At 63.0% G+C, this 15,335-nt stretch carries 15 protein-coding genes; 4 read left to right on the plus strand and 11 right to left on the minus strand.

The window, feature by feature from the left end:
- Positions 1-111 precede the first annotated feature (111 nt).
- From J7U39_RS13570 to speB, 7 genes are all read right to left on the minus strand, one after another.
- The gene (locus tag J7U39_RS13570; protein WP_210628654.1) at positions 112-1,149 is read right to left on the minus strand and encodes an Ldh family oxidoreductase; all 1,038 of its coding nucleotides are present in this window, start codon (positions 1,147-1,149) and stop codon (positions 112-114) included.
- Positions 1,146-2,342, minus strand: coding sequence for an alpha-hydroxy acid oxidase (locus tag J7U39_RS13575; protein ID WP_210628655.1), 1,197 nt, complete (start codon positions 2,340-2,342; stop codon positions 1,146-1,148). Before J7U39_RS13575 ends, J7U39_RS13570 begins: the two co-directional genes overlap by 4 nt.
- Positions 2,343-2,417: 75 nt before the next feature.
- On the minus strand, positions 2,418-3,215 hold the full coding sequence (locus tag J7U39_RS13580; protein ID WP_210628656.1) for an ABC transporter permease: 798 nt from the start codon (positions 3,213-3,215) through the stop codon (positions 2,418-2,420).
- Positions 3,212-4,069: an ABC transporter permease gene (locus J7U39_RS13585; RefSeq protein WP_210628657.1), complete on the minus strand. Its 858-nt coding sequence runs from the start codon at positions 4,067-4,069 to the stop codon at positions 3,212-3,214. Before J7U39_RS13585 ends, J7U39_RS13580 begins: the two co-directional genes overlap by 4 nt.
- Complete coding sequence (locus J7U39_RS13590; RefSeq protein ID WP_210628658.1) at positions 4,066-5,100, minus strand: ABC transporter ATP-binding protein; 1,035 nt, start codon at positions 5,098-5,100, stop codon at positions 4,066-4,068. The genes J7U39_RS13585 and J7U39_RS13590 overlap by 4 nt, the downstream gene beginning before the upstream one ends.
- A gap of 60 nt (positions 5,101-5,160) precedes the next feature.
- Positions 5,161-6,243, minus strand: coding sequence for an extracellular solute-binding protein (locus J7U39_RS13595; protein WP_210628659.1), 1,083 nt, complete (start codon positions 6,241-6,243; stop codon positions 5,161-5,163).
- A gap of 108 nt (positions 6,244-6,351) precedes the next feature.
- Complete coding sequence (gene speB / locus J7U39_RS13600) at positions 6,352-7,410, minus strand: agmatinase (protein ID WP_210628660.1); 1,059 nt, start codon at positions 7,408-7,410, stop codon at positions 6,352-6,354.
- Positions 7,411-7,582: 172 nt separating this feature from the next.
- Here speB and J7U39_RS13605 point away from each other — a divergent pair, with 172 nt between their 5' ends.
- Positions 7,583-8,461 (plus strand): LysR substrate-binding domain-containing protein, encoded by an 879-nt coding sequence (locus J7U39_RS13605; protein WP_210628661.1) that lies wholly within the window; start codon positions 7,583-7,585, stop codon positions 8,459-8,461.
- Positions 8,462-8,632: 171 nt separating this feature from the next.
- Positions 8,633-10,150, plus strand: coding sequence for a glucose-6-phosphate dehydrogenase (gene zwf, locus J7U39_RS13610; protein ID WP_210628662.1), 1,518 nt, complete (start codon positions 8,633-8,635; stop codon positions 10,148-10,150).
- A gap of 12 nt (positions 10,151-10,162) precedes the next feature.
- On the opposite strand, the gene J7U39_RS13615 is transcribed toward zwf, so the two are convergent.
- From J7U39_RS13615 to J7U39_RS13625, 3 genes are all read right to left on the minus strand, one after another.
- On the minus strand, positions 10,163-10,480 hold the full coding sequence (locus J7U39_RS13615; RefSeq protein ID WP_210628663.1) for a hypothetical protein: 318 nt from the start codon (positions 10,478-10,480) through the stop codon (positions 10,163-10,165).
- Positions 10,481-10,600: 120 nt separating this feature from the next.
- The gene (locus J7U39_RS13620; protein WP_210628664.1) at positions 10,601-11,056 is read right to left on the minus strand and encodes an NUDIX domain-containing protein; all 456 of its coding nucleotides are present in this window, start codon (positions 11,054-11,056) and stop codon (positions 10,601-10,603) included.
- Between the two features lie 76 nt (positions 11,057-11,132).
- A complete protein-coding gene (locus tag J7U39_RS13625) occupies positions 11,133-11,525 on the minus strand; it encodes a hypothetical protein (RefSeq protein WP_210628665.1) in 393 nt (130 codons plus the stop codon).
- 203 nt (positions 11,526-11,728) lie between these two features.
- Between J7U39_RS13625 and J7U39_RS13630 the strand changes: the two genes are divergently transcribed.
- Complete coding sequence (locus J7U39_RS13630) at positions 11,729-13,285, plus strand: helicase HerA-like C-terminal domain-containing protein (RefSeq protein WP_210628666.1); 1,557 nt, start codon at positions 11,729-11,731, stop codon at positions 13,283-13,285.
- 168 nt (positions 13,286-13,453) lie between these two features.
- On the opposite strand, the gene J7U39_RS13635 is transcribed toward J7U39_RS13630, so the two are convergent.
- Positions 13,454-13,648, minus strand: a complete 195-nt coding sequence (locus tag J7U39_RS13635; protein ID WP_210628667.1) for a hypothetical protein — start codon at positions 13,646-13,648, stop codon at positions 13,454-13,456.
- Here J7U39_RS13635 and J7U39_RS13640 point away from each other — a divergent pair.
- The gene (locus J7U39_RS13640) at positions 13,647-15,239 is read left to right on the plus strand and encodes an ABC-F family ATP-binding cassette domain-containing protein (protein ID WP_210628668.1); all 1,593 of its coding nucleotides are present in this window, start codon (positions 13,647-13,649) and stop codon (positions 15,237-15,239) included. The two genes, J7U39_RS13635 and J7U39_RS13640, sit on opposite strands and share 2 nt — an antisense overlap.
- The last annotated feature ends 96 nt before the right edge of the window (positions 15,240-15,335 follow it).

The following is a 15,335-nucleotide window of genomic DNA, read 5'->3' on the forward strand; positions in this document are numbered from 1 at the left end:
CATGCTCTTCGCACTCTTGCGCTCACAGTCCGCAGGGATTGCACATGAGGTTCCGGCGTCGGTGGATCTGTCGTTGCCCCGAAACCGCTGCACATTTCCGAATGACGTGCTTTATTTAACGGCGGCCAGCCCGCCAGCCAGCAGCGCGTCCAGTTGGGCGAGTTCGGCTGCAGTCAGGCTGATCCCTTCAGCTTCCGATTTCATGCGCGCGGCGAAGCGGCGCTGCGATGGCAGCCGAGCGCCTTGTCCGACGATCGTTTCGAAGAGGATTTCGGCGCGCGCGAACGGATCGCCGGGGCGGCCCCTGGCGAAGGTTTCGGGTGACATTGCAATGATCAGTTCGCCATGGAACGGCGCCAAGGTCGTCGTTCCGAGATAGTCTAGAACCTCGGGGCTGGTAAGATCGCCGATCATGATGCCGGCGAGCAGCTCTATCATGGTGGCGATGGCGGACCCCTTGTGGCCGCCAAAAGGCATCATTGCGCCTTCGAGCGCGGCAACCGGGTCAGTGGTGGGATTGCCGGCAGCGTCGATCGCCCAACCTTCCGGCAGTTGCTTGCCAGCGCGGCGGTGCAGTTCAATCTCACCGCGCGCCGCCACCGACGTGGCAAAATCGAACACGTAGGGCGGTTGGTCTTTGCGAGGCCAGCCGAAGGCGAATGGATTGGTACCGAGCAGAGGCTTGCTGCCTCCGGATGGGGCAACCGTCGCATAGCTCGGGCACATCACCAATGCTGCAAGGCCGTGCGCGGTCAGTGCCTCGACCTCGGGCCATAGGGCCGAGAAGTGCGAGCAATCGTTGATGACCATGGCGGCGATACCAAGCCGCCTGGCGCGTTCCGCGAGTACGGGTACGCCAAGTTCAAACGCCGCACTGGCGAAACCGCCCTGCGCGTCGACCCTGACGATCGCGCTGCCGTCATCCCGCGCAAGGACAGGAGCGGCATCGGGCTTCACCTTGCCCGCCTTCACCGTGCGCAACGCCCCCTCGATGCGGTAAATTCCGTGCGATTTGCAGGCATCGCGCTCGCCGGCCACGATGACATGGCCCAAAGCCGCCGCCTGCACCTTGTTCAATCCTGCGCGCTCGAAGATCGCAACGATTCGATTTTGCAGGGCTTCGATGCTCATCGTAACGGCTTCAGTCACGCAATTCTCCATCCGAGATCAAGTTCTTTCGCCGCCCCGCCTTTCGGCCGCCACCGGCTCGCTGGCAAGTCTTCGACCGTCCTGCAGCCCAGTTGCGCCATCGTTGCCGTCAGTTCGGCTTTCAGGACGTTCATCAAATGATCGCCGCCGCGACGCCCGATGGCGGCGGAAGCAAACAGGAATGGGCGGCCGATCAGGACAAAATCGGCGCCGAGCGCCAGCATCCGGGCGATATCGAGGCCGGAGCGCACACCGCCGTCTGCGAGCAGCAGGGTCTTGGGGCCAAGTCGTGCGCGGATTTCACCGATGACCTCCGCCGCAGACGGCGCGGCGTCGAGTTGCCGTCCCCCATGATTTGAGAGGATCAGACCATCGCCGCCCAAGGACATATATTCCTCCGCTTCTTCGGGGTGAAGCACACCCTTGACCAGGATCTTGCCTGGCCACGCGTCTCGGATTTTCTTGAAGCGCTCGCGGGTGACGTGACCCGTCATCACCCTGCCGACAAATTGGGCCGCTGCGGCAAGGCTCGAGCCCTTCGGGTAGTAAGGCGAGAGATTGGCGAAGTCGGGAACCCCGTTTTGCAGAATGCCCATTGCCCATGACGGCCGCATCGCCACCTGCGTGATCGTTGAAAAGTCAAAGACCGGCGGAATGGTCAAACCATTGCGGATGTCGCGCTCGCGCCGGGCGGACGCTGGAATGTCGACAGTCACGACAAGAACGTCGTAGCCCGCTCTGCGCGCCCGATCCACCATGTCGTCTTCCATGGCGGGATCGTTCGGTGGATAGAACTGGAACCAAGTGTGATGACCGCCTGCAGGACGGATCGTCTCAAGCGAGGTGTTGGCGAAAGTGCTCAGGATATAGGGAAGGTTATGCTGCCTGGCAGCCTGTGCGAGCGGCAGCTCGGACCCGGGCCACAGGAGGCCGGCCAGCCCAAGCGGCGCGACGGCAAATGGCGCGTCGAAACGATGGCCGAACAGGCTTGCGCCAGTATCGGGCTCGTCGGCGTCGGCGAGGTAGCTCGGCATAAGCACCACCTCTTCCAGGGCCGCCAGATTGCGCCGCACGGAAGCTTCGCGCCCGAGTCCGCCGACGAGGTAGTCCCAGGCGAAACGCGGCATGCGTCTTTGCGCGGCCTTTTTCATGTCGGCGACGCAGGGAAAACGTCGTTCTAGCGCTAGGTCCATCTCGGGTGCTTCGATGTTCAGGAGGAAGGAACGGCTGATCGTCCTGGCGTTCCCTGGCGGGACTGGTTGCTTCGATCAGGGCTCGTTGGACGTCATCGCGCCAAGCAGTTTCGGCAGGTCGCCGAAGCGCGCGACCAGACTGAAGACAATCGCTGCCGTCGCCACGAACAGGATCGTCACCGCCGCCATGGTCGGCGTGTAGCCGTAACGCAGCGAATTGAAGATCTTGATCGGCAGCGTTTCCAGCGTGAAACCGACCGTCATGTAGGCAACGATGTATTCGTTAAGCGACAGAACAAAGGCAAACGCGTAGCCCGATACGATGTACGGCGAGATCAGTGGCAGAACGACGGTTCGGAACACCGTGCGGTCGTCGCCTCCCAGGGTCGAGGCGGCCTCTACCAGCGAGCGGTCGATCGCCGAAAAGCCGAGCGAAATGGTCACCAGCGGCAGCGTGACGAAGAAGATGGCGTGGCCGATCATCGCCGTCCAGGGTTGCCCGTAGAATCCGGTCGTGGCCCAGAAAGTCAGCAGGCCGAGCGCCGTGATGACCGGTGGCAAGGTAAAGGGCGCCACGCCGAGCAACTGGAAGATATTGGCCCAGGGCGCGTAGCGGCGCCAGAGGAACCAGGCGAGCGGCAGGGCGATCAGCACTGCCAGCGCCGCCGACGAGAGCGCCAGCAGAAGCGACGCGATCAGCGCATTGCGCCATTCCATGTCGAGAAATATCTGACCGTACCAGCCGAGCGAGAAACCTTGCGGCGGGAAGGTGAGGCTCTGCCTTGCGTTGACCGAGACGCCGGCGACGACGATCAGCGGCAAAGCGAGAAACAGTCCGACAATCACGAAAAGAACGTTGCGGAGAATGGTCATTTGCTCGCCCCTCCGTGGCGGCCAACGAGCAAGGTGAGCGCTACAAGGGCCAGTGTGACCAACACCAGGAAAACCGCCATGGCAGCCGCGAAGGGCATATTCGATTGATAGATCGCCTGGTCGGTAATGTGCACGGAAAGCGTCCAGTGCTGCGGGCGGCCGAGCAGTTGCGGCAACAGATAGGATCCGAGCGCGAAAATGAAGACCATGATCAGCGTGGCGACGATCGTATCGCGCAGCGCTGGCACGACAACCGTGAAGAAGGCCTTGACCGGCGAAGCGCCGAGCGTGCGCGCGGCCTCCGAAAGCGTCGGATCAAGCCGCACCAGCGCGGGGTAGAGGACCAGGACCGTGTAGGGGAAGGCCTGATAGACCATGCCTGTGACAACGGCCCCGATGCTCGGCGTCAGGGCGACGGCCTGCTGCATGAGGCCGAGCCATACAAACAGGTTGGTGATGCCGGCCGTGCGCGAAAACAGCGTCGACCAGGCGAAACCGATGATGACCTCAGACAGGGACAGGATCGAAAGAAGTGCGACCAACCAGGCCACCTGGGTGCTCCGCTTCATGCGGATCAGCAGATATGTGAAAGGCAGGGCCAGAACGACACAGGTCGCGGCCACCGCGACCGCGAGGAGCAGGGAAAAGCTGAGCACTCCGCCGAAGAAGGCTGAGAGGAAGCGGACATAATTGTCGAAGACGAAATCCGGCGTGTAGAAGCCGCCCTGCTGGCGTTTGAAGAAGCTGACGGAAATCATCGTGCCGAAAGGCACGACGAAGAAGACGATCAGCATGATCGCCGGGAAGGCTAGCGGGGCATAGTCGCCAAGCGTCTGCGGGGCTTCGCGTCTCATTGCTCGAGCACCACACAGTCCCTGTCGGTGAGCGCAATGCCCACCGTCTGGCCCACCGCCACGTCAGGGCGCTCGCGCGGCGTCGAGACCGCAATGAACTGCTGACCGCCGACATTGACAAAGGTTTCGACGACGCCGCCGAGATCGCGCACAAAGGTGACCTCGCCCGTCAGTGCGCCGGCCTCGGGCGGGCCCAGGCGCACGTCTTCCGGCCGGATTGAGAGTGTGGCGCGCTCGATCCCTGCCGACAGCGACAGGGCCGCGACCGGCTGCCCCAATATGCTGACCGCGCCGCCCTCCCGCCTGGCCTCGACCAGGTTTGTCTGGCCAATGAAATCCGCGACGAAGCTGTCTGCCGGTCTACGATAAATCTCGGTCGGCGACGCTGCCTGGCGGATCTGACCGCCGTTCATGACCACAACCGTATCGGCCATGGTCATCGCCTCGCGCTGGTCATGCGTGACGGCGATCGTGGTGATGCCGAGCCTCTGATGAAGCTGGCGAAGCTCCACCTGCATGGCTTCGCGCAGCTTCGCATCAAGCGCCGACAGCGGCTCGTCGAGCAGAAAGAGTTTCGGAGAAATCGCCAGTGCCCTTGCGATTGCGACGCGCTGCCGCTGGCCACCGGAAAGTTTCGACACGGCGCGATCAGCGTAGCCCGGCAAATAGATCATCGCCAACAGCTCTTCGACGCGCTTCGCCTGTTCGTCTTTCGGACGGCCGCGAATGCGCAGTGGATAGGCGATATTCTCGCCAACCGTCAGGTGCGGGAACAGCGCCAGCGACTGGAACACCATGCCAAGCTCGCGCTGGTGCGTCGGCGTCCTGGTGATGTCTTTCCCGTTGAGCGTGATGCGGCCCGAGGTCGGCAGATCGAGACCTGCTATCATGCGCAGCAAGGTCGTCTTGCCGCAGCCGGAGGGGCCGAGCAGACAGACGAATGCCCCGTGCGGCACCGTCAGGTCGACATTGTCGACGGCGCGAATGACGCTGAAGTCCTTGACGATATTCTGAAGCGTGAGTCCCGACATATGCCTCTTCCCAACTGAAAGGCAGGCCTGCGAACGAGGCCTGCGAAAGCACGATTAGTCTCAGCTGGCGATCATTTCCGTCCACTTCTCATTCAGCCAGTCGGCCTTGGAGGTGTACATGTCGTAGTGCGGGATGATCGGTTCGATGTCGGAGGAAACCGCCGCAAATTCCTTCTCGTTCAGGTCGGTCGTTTCGCGCTTGACCGTTGGCGACGTGCCTACCTTGCGTGACAGCACGGCTTGGATGGACGGCTGGCACATATAGTCGATGAAGATATGGGCCTCTTCCGTCTTTTGCGACGCCTTCGACAGCGCCCACGAGCCTGCGTCCTGAATGCCGCCCTCTTTCGGGAAGGTCGAGCGAACGGGCTGGCCGTCCGCGGCGGCGAGGCCGGTCACGTCGTGGTAATATTGTCCCATCGGGATCTCACCCGACTTCAGCGCCTGCTCGAACTGCGCTTCGTCGCGATACCACAGGCGGACATTCGGCTTCAGCTCGGCCAGCTTGGCGAACACCTTGAGGATGTTCTCCTCAGTGTCGAGCGCCTGGGCGCCGCCGAAATAGGTCTTTGCCGTCACGTCGAGCAGGAAGGAGTTGGAGACGAGCGCCAGCAGGCCGAGCTTGTCGGCATTGGCCGGGTCCCAAAGCGCTGTCCAGCTGGCCGGCGCTTCCTTGTAAACATCGGTGTTGGTGACCAGGGTGATGAACCATGAGACCGCGCCGATGCCGGCGACGCGGCCGTCCGGGTATTTGTTGATGAAGCGCTCGAGCAGGTTGCTGGAATTCTTGATCTTGGCGAGGTCGAGCGGAGCCCAGAGCTCTATGGCCTGACCCTTGCGCATCGCCACCTGCGACATCATCGAAACGTCAGCCGGCGCCTGACCTGCTTGGGCTGCCTGCTGCATCTGCACCAGCCAGGCCTCGCCGGTCGGCTCTGCGACGGATTCGACCGCGATGCCGGTCGCCTTGGTGAACTCCGGAAAGATGTTCTTGTCGAACGAGTTCTTGAAGTAGCCGCCATAAACACCGACCTTCAGCGACTTGGCTTGAGCGCGCAGCACATTGGGCATCGCCAACATGGCTACACCAGCACCTATGCCGACACCGAGCACGGTGCGGCGGTTCATTGTCAACTTCGTCATGATCTTTCTCCTCAACGATGCGGCACCGCCGCTACCCTCTTTCAGTTTATTCGAGGCCTTTGCAGCCTTCTTGTCATTCCGGGCCGCCTTGAGCTGCGGCCAAGGCCATCAGGCGGCGCGGCGGATTGCCGGGCTGAACGCCATCAGGCTCAATATCTCGAACAGCATCTGCGCGCCGGCATGGGCCGTGTTGGTGGTGGCGTCATACTGCGGCGCGACCTCGACGACATCGCCGCCGACCAGGTTCACGCCCTTGAAGCCGCGGACAAGCTCCAGCGCCTCGCGGGTGGTGAAGCCGCCAATCTCCGGCGTGCCCGTGCCCGGCGCGAAAGACGGATCGAGGCTGTCGATGTCGAAGGAAAGATAGGTCGGCCCGTCGCCGATGATGGCCTTGGCCTTTTCGATGATCGCAGGGATGCCCATCGCCGAGATCTCCTCGGCATGGATCACCGTCATGCCCGAGGCATAAGAAAACTCCCAGAGATATTCGGCCGAGCCACGAATGCCGATCTGAATCACGCGCGTCGGATCGAGCACACCGTCCAGCACCGCGTTGCGGAATGGGCCGCCATGGTGAAATTTGGTCAGATCGTAAGCACCGCCGGTGTCGCAGTGGGCGTCAATATGAATCATGCCGACTGGCCGCTCCTTGCCGACGGCCCGCAGAATCGGATGGGTGATCGAGTGGTCGCCGCCTACCGAGAGTGGCAGCACGCCTGCCGCCACGATCTGCGCCACGCGTTTTTCGATATCCTCGTGCGACAATTCCAACCTGTACCGGCTCTGAAACGCCACGTCGCCAATGTCTGACACGCGCAGTTCCTGAACCGGCGCGCAGCCCAGCACATGATTGTAGGGCCCGATCCGCTCTATGGCGCGCAGCGCCCGCGGCCCGAAGCGCGAGCCCGGGCGGTTCGTTACCCCCAGATCCATCGGCACGCCGAGGAGCGCCACCTGCAAGTCCCCGAAATCCGGGTTGTCGTTGTCGATCTGCATGAGCGGGGCGGAGAGGAATGTCGGAATGCCCGAATAGGGCGCAAGGCGAGTGCCGCTCTTGTTGAAGATCTTCTCGGCCACCCTGCGGAACTCAGGATCGTGCAACTCACCGCCGTGGCTGTCGCCATACCTGGTTCGGAGTTCGGAAAGCTTGGTTTCATTCCAGGACATGACGGCCATCCTAACGGTTACGATGCTGCGATCAGGGTAGCAGGTCGGTCCTCGGCTGCAGCTCTGCGGCAGGGGCCGATGGCTTCTTCCACTGATTGAACGGCAAGCTCACTGGAAAATCAATTGATATTAATATACGGTTTCATGCGAATTTTTCTCACAGGTTGTCGCCATGACCAGCCGTCTTCCGCCCCTCAACCCGCTACGCGCCTTCGAGGCCACTGCCCGCCATGGATCGGTTTCCGCCGCGGGCCGCGAATTGAATGTCACGCACGGTGCGATCAGCCATCAGATACGCACATTGGAGGAGTCGCTTGGCGTGCGCCTGTTCGAGCGCGGCGGCAAATGGCTGAAGCTGACAAGTCAGGGCGCGTTGTTGATGCCGGTCGTCTCCAATGCATTTTCGGATATCGCTGCAGCGAAGGCGGCGATGACCCGGCCCGCGACCGGCGGCACGCTGCGAGTGACTTGTGTTGCGGCAGTGCTGTCACTCTGGCTGATTCCGCGGCTACAGGAGTTCACCGATCAGTACCCCGACATCCTGCTTGACTTGCGCGCCTCGAACGACCCGAACAATCTGAGCTCCCCGAATGTCGACCTGTGCATTCTTTACGGCGGCGGCAACTGGCCCAATTATTGGTCGCGCCTCTGGAGCCGGATGGAGCTCTTCCCTGTCGTCAGCCCAGCCCTCATGAACCGGCGCCCGCTACGCTCCCTGCGCGATTTGCGTGACCATATGCTCCTGCACGCTGATCGCGGCAATGAGTGGAACACCTGGCTCACCGCGGCCGGGGTTGCGATGCCGGCACGCCAACACATGATGAGCGACGCGCGCCTGTCGATCGAGGCTGCCATACACGGTCATGGCATTGCGCTCGGCGATAACATCACCACCGCGCACATGATCGCGCGTGGCGAGCTGATCGCGCCGTTCGACCTTACGGTTCCGGCCAACGACGCGGTCTATGTGGCCTGCCGAACCGAAGCTCACGCAACGCCAATCGTCCGCGTCTTCATCGACTGGTTCTACGCTTCGCTCGCCCGCAACTGAGCATGCCTTGGGGCTGAGCGCCAACTGTAACATCGCCACACCTTTTGCATACGACCGGGCCACAGCACCTGCCCGCTCCAAATATTGTCAAATGCCTGTTACCCCTCGCCGCCCAGGTTGCGGCGAAACCGGCAGGCATTATAGTCGGCCGCAAAATCTCGGAGGTGAGACATGCACGCTGCCCCTACCCCGCCGGTCACCCTCGTCATCTTCGGCGCCACCGGCGATCTGACGCGCCGGCTCCTGGTGCCGGCGATCATCAACCTGACGCGTCAGCGCCTCGTCGGCGAGGATCTCAATATCCTCGGCATCGGCATCGAAACGGGTGACGACGAATTCCTGCGCGGCCGGCTCGATGCCTTCCTCGAGCATCTGAACGGCGAGGAGCAGACGGTTAAGGACGAGGCCTGGGAGAGCCTGCGCCGGCGGATTTCCTATATGTCGGGCGATTTCACCAAGGAGGATGTTTTCCTCGAGATCGGCAAGCGGCTGGGGCCGAACGCCAATGCCGCCTTCTATCTGGCGGTGCCGCCATCCTTCTTCGGCACGATCATCGAGAAGCTTGGCGCTCATGGGCTGACCGATGAAAGCGAGGGCGTCTTCCGCCGCGTGGCCATCGAGAAGCCGTTCGGGACCGATCTCGCCTCTGCCCGGGCGCTCAATGCGCAGATCCTCGCGCAGATCGACGAAAGCCAAGTTTACCGGCTCGATCATTTCCTCGGCAAGGAGACGGTGCAGAACCTGATGACGGCGCGTTTCGCCAACATGATCATCGAGTCCCTATGGAACAGTCGCTATATCGACCATGTGCAGATCACCGCCGCCGAGATCGTCGATGTCGGCAGCCGCGGCAAATTCTACGATGCCACGGGGGCGCTGCGCGACATGGTGCCGAACCATCTGTTCCAGCTCTTGGCGATGATCGCCATGGAGCCGCCGAACAGCTTCGATGCCGAGGCGATCCGCAACGAGAAGAGCAAGGTGCTGAAGGCGCTGCGCATCTATACGCCCGAGGAGGCAAAGACGCATGGCGTGCGCGGCGCCTATGCGGCCGGCCCGCTCAACGGCGTCGAGCTTCCGGCCTATCGCGACAGCAAGGACGTCTCACCCGACAGCCGGACCGAGACTTTCGTGGCACTGAAGCTCTATGCCGATACCTGGAGGTGGGCGGGTGTGCCCTTCTACCTCAGAACCGGCAAGGCAATGACGGCGCGCGACACCGAGATCGTCATCACCTTCCAGCCGGTGCCCTTCGCGCAGTTTCGCGAGACCGAGGTCGATCGCCGCCTGCCGCCCAACCGGCTGGTGATCCAGGTGCAGCCGGACGAGGGCATGAGCATGGAAATCTCGATCAAATCGCCCGGGCTTTCCGTCGATACGACGCCAGTGTCGCTCGACTTCCGCTATGCCGACAAGTTCGATATCGGCAAGACCACCGGTTATGAATCGCTGCTCTACGATCTCTTCATCGGCGACCAGACGCTATTCCAGCGCGCCGACGGCATTGAAGCCGGCTGGGCGGCGGTGCAGCCTTTCCTCGACGTCTGGAGCAAGGACCCGAGCACGCCCGAAGCTTACGCGCCGGGTAGCATGGGACCGGCCTGCGCCGACGCGCTCATCGAGCGCGACGGACGCAAATGGCATGAACTCGGCGTCATCCTGCACCGCGACGGCAAGAACAGCAAATAGAGCCTGCCTGGATCATTGACCTTGGCTGCAGGCGGGGCTGACGGAGGCGCCGCTATTGCCACCTTGCGTGGCAAGCGCTCCGCGGGCCTTGCGGGGCGGACAGCGCGCCCAGTCGACGCGACCGCTCGGAGCGCCGTTATCGACACTGCCGGTTTCGATCGAGTCGAGCGGGATGACCAGCCCGGTCTGCGGCTCGGCGCCCGGCGCGGTGCCGAGCGGCGGCGTGCCGTCAAAGCGGCCGCTGGCATCCATGCCCATGTTCGATTGGGCAAGAACCGGGCCGGAGAGGCTGAGGAGAGCGATCGACGTTGCTGCAATGAACCTGCGCATGATGCTGTTCCTTCTGATGTCGGCAATGCGGCAGAAACAGCCATTCTACGCCCCTTGTTCCCTATCGGGCAGGCCCGGGCGATCAAAGTTTGGCGAGCAGATTAAAAACCTCCCCAAGCCTCAATCACGCCAGGGCGACAGCACCCTCTCGAGGCCTGTCGGATAGAGATCGAGGCCGGCATCACGCAGCATGTCGCGGCCGAACCAGCGTGCCGTCGCCGCCGTCTCGTCCAGCTCGGAATAGCGGATTTCGTCACGATCGTAGAGGGCATTGTCGGCCAACTCGATATCGGCGGCGAAGATGAATTCGTGGCCGATTGCGCCATGGTGTTCGAAGATGTTTTCGAGAAGATGCCAGGGGCCGACGATGCGGATATCCGTCTCGAGCTCCTCCCGGATTTCGCGGTGCAGGGCTTGTTCGCGTGTCTCGCCGAATTCGATCGAGCCGCCGAGCGGGCGAACGCCCTTGATGCGGCCGCTGTCATCTTCCACTTCTGCAGCGAGCAACCGGTTCTCTCGCCAGGCAAGGCCGATCACTTTCACCCTGATCTGCTGCGGCGGGCGCCAGACGGTCATGCGGCTCTCCTTCGGGCGCGGACGAATAGAAAAGCCTCGCAGCGAATACGGCGAGGCTCCTATGTTCGGCCATCGCTCAGACGAACTGGCTGAGCCCCGGAACGGAAGCGACGACTTCGTCGACGACCTCTTCGCCGGCATATTGCTTGGCAATCGCGATGGTTTCCTTGGCGAGCGAGGTGATCTCGCCCATGCCGAGGCCCTCGCCCATCAGCTGCTGACCGAGACCCATGATGCCGCCGCCGCCGAGCGAGCTCATCAACCCTCCAAGCAGGCCGCCGCCGCTGGCGCCTGCGCCATTGAACTGGGCGACGAGATCGGCCCCGCCAGGAATCGCCTCGATCATCCGCGCCACCGGACCGTCGGCGGCCTCGCGCTGCAGGAAGCCGAGCATCATGCCGAGCGCCTTCTCCGCCTGCTCGGGGGAAATACCCACGCGATCGGCGATTTCAGTCACAATTTCGTTCATCGTCAGCCTCCTGTTATTTTTTGACGTTAACGTCAACGTTATTCGAGAATCGATTGCAACTCAAGCCAGCGGTTTCGCTTCCCATGCAAACAGTTGTCCGCATCTGCCTGCCTGCTTATAACAGGGAAACGATGGTTCGATGAAGGCCGCGGACGCCGGACCTTCTCGACAAATGGCGGCAGCGCCGAAGGGAGCATTTGGGGATGATCGAGGACGGCAAGATTTTCATCGGCGCAAGCCGCAATCCCGACGACAGCATCAACAAGCCGGAATATCTTGACCTGAAATTCGGCAACCGCCACGGCCTCGTCACCGGCGCCACCGGCACCGGCAAGACGGTGACGCTGCAGGTGCTGGCGGAAGGCTTCTCCCGGGCCGGCGTGCCGGTCTTTGCGGCCGATATCAAGGGCGATCTTTCCGGCATCGGCGCCAGGGGAGAGCCGAAGGATTTCCTCACCAAGCGTGCCGAACAGATCGGTTTTGCCGATTATGAATTCGACCAGTTTCCGGTGATTTTCTGGGATCTGTTCGGGCTGAAGGGCCACCGGGTGCGCACCACCGTCGCCGAGATGGGCCCGCTGCTGCTCGCCCGGCTGATGGATGCCAGCGAGCCGCAGGAAGGCGTCATCAACATCGCCTTCAAGATCGCCGACCAGGCCGGGCTGCCGCTGCTCGATCTCAAGGATTTCACCTCACTGCTCAACTATATGGGCGAGAACGCCAGCGAGCTTTCCAGCCAGTACGGCCTGATCTCCAAAGCCTCGGTCGGCTCGATCCAGCGGGCGCTGCTGGTGCTCGAACAGCAGGGCGCGGAGCACTTCTTCGGCGAGCCGGCACTGAAGATTTCCGACATCATGCGCACCAGCAACAATGGCTACGGCCAGATCTCGGTGCTTGCCGCCGACAGACTGATGATGAATCCGCGGCTCTACGCCACCTTCCTGCTCTGGCTGCTGTCGGAGCTCTTCGAGGAACTGCCGGAGGTCGGCGATCCGGAAAAGCCGAGGCTCGTCTTCTTCTTCGACGAAGCGCATCTGCTCTTCAACGACGCGCCGAAGGTTCTCGTCGAACGCGTCGAGCAGGTGGTGCGGCTGATCCGCTCCAAAGGCGTCGGCGTCTATTTCGTGACGCAGAACCCGCTCGACGTGCCGGAAACAGTACTTGCCCAGCTCGGCAACCGCGTCCAGCATGCGCTGCGCGCCTATTCGCCGCGTGAGCAGAAGGCGGTGAAGACGGCCGCCGACACCTTCCGCCCGAACCCGGCCTTCGATTGCGCCACCGTCATCACCACTCTCGGCACCGGCGAGGCGCTGGTCTCGACACTGGAGGCCAAAGGCGCGCCGTCCATCGTCGAGCGGACGCTGATCCGCCCCCCGTCGGGCCGCGTCGGCCCACTGAGCGATGGCGAACGCCAGCAGGTCATGGACAAGAGCCCGGTTCTCGGCGTCTATGACGAGGACGTGGACCGGGAATCCGCCTTCGAAATGCTGACGGCGCGCGCCAAAAAGGCGGCGGAAGCCGAGGCCGCCAAGCGAGCGCAGGAAGAAGCGGCAGAGCAGCCGGGCACGACTTCCGGCTGGAGCCTGCCGGGCTTCGGCGATGACGACAACCGCCAGGGCCGCGGCCAATCGCGCGGCAGGTCTTCCGGCTACCAGCGCGAAACGGTGGTGGAAGCGGCAATGAAGAGCGTCGCCCGCACGGTCGCCACCCAGGTCGGCCGGGCATTGGTGCGGGGGATCCTAGGGAGCTTGAAGCGGTAGGCGTTTTGCGCGGCGGCGCGCTTGAGCCCCTCATCCGCCTGCCGACACCGACTGGGTCGAGCCACTGGTCTCGACCCGTCCTTCGGAAGCCGCAAACGGGGCGAAGGGACCATACCGCGACCTATCCATTCCCCACCAGTCTCTCGCAGGGCACGTCCCCTCTCCCCGTCAGAAACGGGAGAGGGTGAGGGGCATCGGCACGGTTTGCCGGAAAGAATGCAGAATCGCCGCTTTACCTTGAACCTTCGGCCTTTCTTTCCTAAATTGCCCGGCATCGACCATTTCAACAGGATGTGTGCCGCAATGGATCTCAACCCGATCGCAATGCCAGTTCGCCTTGCCAACGGGGAAATCCATATCCATGCCTGCCTCCATCACTCTCTCGCAAATCTCCTGGGCCACGCCTGACGGGCGGCCGCTTTTTTCCGATCTCGACCTCAGTTTCGGCAGGGACCGCAGCGGTCTCGTCGGACGCAACGGCGTCGGCAAAACGATGCTGCTGAAGCTCGTCTCCGGTCAGATCCAACCTCAGTCGGGGACGGTTTCAGTCAGTGGCAGTCTCGGCGTGCTGCGCCAGAGCGTCCAGGTCACGCCTAGCGAAACCATTGCCGATCTCTTCGGCGCGGCCGGGGCGCTCCCGCTTCTTCGGCGTGCCGAAGCCGGCGCGGCAACGGCCGACGAGCTTGCTTCGGCGGACTGGACGCTGGAGGCGCGGATCGCCGCCGCGCTCAACCGGACGGGGCTCGACGCGGAGCCGCAGACGCCGCTTGCCGTACTCTCTGGCGGGCAGCGCACACGCGCCGCTCTTGCCGCGCTTATCTTCAGCGAGCCGGACTTCCTGCTGCTCGACGAGCCGACAAACAATCTCGACCGCGAAGGCCGCGACGCGGTGATCACGCTGATTTCAGGCTGGCGGGCCGGCGCGGTCATCGTCAGCCATGATCGGGAATTGCTCGATAGCGTCGATCAGATTGTCGAGCTGACCTCGCTCGGCGCGACACGCTACGGCGGCAACTGGAGCCATTATCGCGAGCGCAAGGCGCTTGAGCTGGCCGCCGCCCGGCATGATCTTGCCGATGCCGAAAGACGCATGACGGAGGTGGCCAGGAAGGCACAGGCGAACGTCGAGCGTCAGGCACAGAGAGACAGCGCCGGGCGGAAGATGGCCGCCAAGGGCGGCATCCCGCGCATCATGCTCGGCGGCATGAAGGAGCGGAGCGAAACCACCGGCGGCGACAATGCCCGTCTTGCCGAACGACGGCGCGCCCAGGCCCTTGAAGAGGCCAAGGCGGCGCGCGAGAAGATCGAGATCCTCCAGCCGCTGCAGGTTAGCTTGCCGCCGACGGGGCTGCCGGCCAGCAAGATCGTGCTGAAGATCGACGGCGTGACGGCAGGTTACCGGCCTGATCAACCCATCATCGACGATCTCTCCTTCGACGTGACCGGACCGGAACGTATCGCCGTCACCGGGCCGAACGGCTCGGGCAAGACGACGCTGCTCGCGCTCATCACCGGCGAGCTGAATGCCTGGGCCGGCACGGTTGCGGTGATGACCGGTTTCGCGATGCTCGACCAGAAGATCGGCCTTCTCGATCCATCGGCCTCGATCCGCGACAATTTTCGCCGGATCAATCCGCAAGCCGATGAAAACACCTGCCGGGCCGCGCTCGCCCGCTTCATGTTCAGAGCGGATGCGGCATTGCAGACGGTTTCGACCCTCAGCGGCGGCCAATTGCTGCGGGCCGGTCTTGCCTGCACGCTCGGCGCCGCACCGCCGCCGCTGCTGATCCTGGACGAGCCGACCAACCATCTCGATATCGACTCGATATCTGCCGTCGAGGCGGGGCTCAGCGCCTATGACGGGGCGCTGATCGTCGTCAGCCACGACGAGACGTTTCTCGAAACCATCGGCATAACGCGGCGGCTGGAGTTGCCGGGCCCGCGATGCGGGTAGGTGATTTAAGCGGGCAGCAGTGCTCTCCGCCAGCGGCACCTTCCATTCCCTACCCCCGCTTATTGAGAGCGCGGCCTCCTCCAACCTCCCTTGCCT

It is taken from the genome of Rhizobium sp. NLR16a (genome assembly GCF_017948245.1).
Taxonomy (GTDB): Bacteria; Pseudomonadota; Alphaproteobacteria; order Rhizobiales; family Rhizobiaceae; genus Rhizobium.

Excerpts from the sequence above, each read along its gene's own strand:
- J7U39_RS13575 (WP_210628655.1), bottom strand. The coding sequence starts at position 2,342 with ATGGACCTAGCGCTAGAACGACGTTTTCCCTGCGTCGCCGACATGAAA.
- J7U39_RS13580 (WP_210628656.1), bottom strand. The coding sequence starts at position 3,215 with ATGACCATTCTCCGCAACGTTCTTTTCGTGATTGTCGGACTGTTTCTC.
- J7U39_RS13585 (WP_210628657.1), bottom strand. The coding sequence starts at position 4,069 with ATGAGACGCGAAGCCCCGCAGACGCTTGGCGACTATGCCCCGCTAGCC.
- J7U39_RS13590 (WP_210628658.1), bottom strand. The coding sequence starts at position 5,100 with ATGTCGGGACTCACGCTTCAGAATATCGTCAAGGACTTCAGCGTCATT.
- J7U39_RS13595 (WP_210628659.1), bottom strand. The coding sequence starts at position 6,243 with ATGACGAAGTTGACAATGAACCGCCGCACCGTGCTCGGTGTCGGCATA.
- speB (WP_210628660.1), bottom strand. The coding sequence starts at position 7,410 with ATGTCCTGGAATGAAACCAAGCTTTCCGAACTCCGAACCAGGTATGGC.
- J7U39_RS13605 (WP_210628661.1), top strand. The coding sequence starts at position 7,583 with ATGACCAGCCGTCTTCCGCCCCTCAACCCGCTACGCGCCTTCGAGGCC.
- zwf (WP_210628662.1), top strand. The coding sequence starts at position 8,633 with ATGCACGCTGCCCCTACCCCGCCGGTCACCCTCGTCATCTTCGGCGCC.
- J7U39_RS13615 (WP_210628663.1), bottom strand. The coding sequence starts at position 10,480 with ATGCGCAGGTTCATTGCAGCAACGTCGATCGCTCTCCTCAGCCTCTCC.
- J7U39_RS13620 (WP_210628664.1), bottom strand. The coding sequence starts at position 11,056 with ATGACCGTCTGGCGCCCGCCGCAGCAGATCAGGGTGAAAGTGATCGGC.
- J7U39_RS13625 (WP_210628665.1), bottom strand. The coding sequence starts at position 11,525 with ATGAACGAAATTGTGACTGAAATCGCCGATCGCGTGGGTATTTCCCCC.
- J7U39_RS13630 (WP_210628666.1), top strand. The coding sequence starts at position 11,729 with ATGATCGAGGACGGCAAGATTTTCATCGGCGCAAGCCGCAATCCCGAC.
- J7U39_RS13640 (WP_210628668.1), top strand. The coding sequence starts at position 13,647 with ATGCCTGCCTCCATCACTCTCTCGCAAATCTCCTGGGCCACGCCTGAC.
- J7U39_RS13635 (WP_210628667.1), bottom strand. The coding sequence starts at position 13,648 with ATGGATATGGATTTCCCCGTTGGCAAGGCGAACTGGCATTGCGATCGG.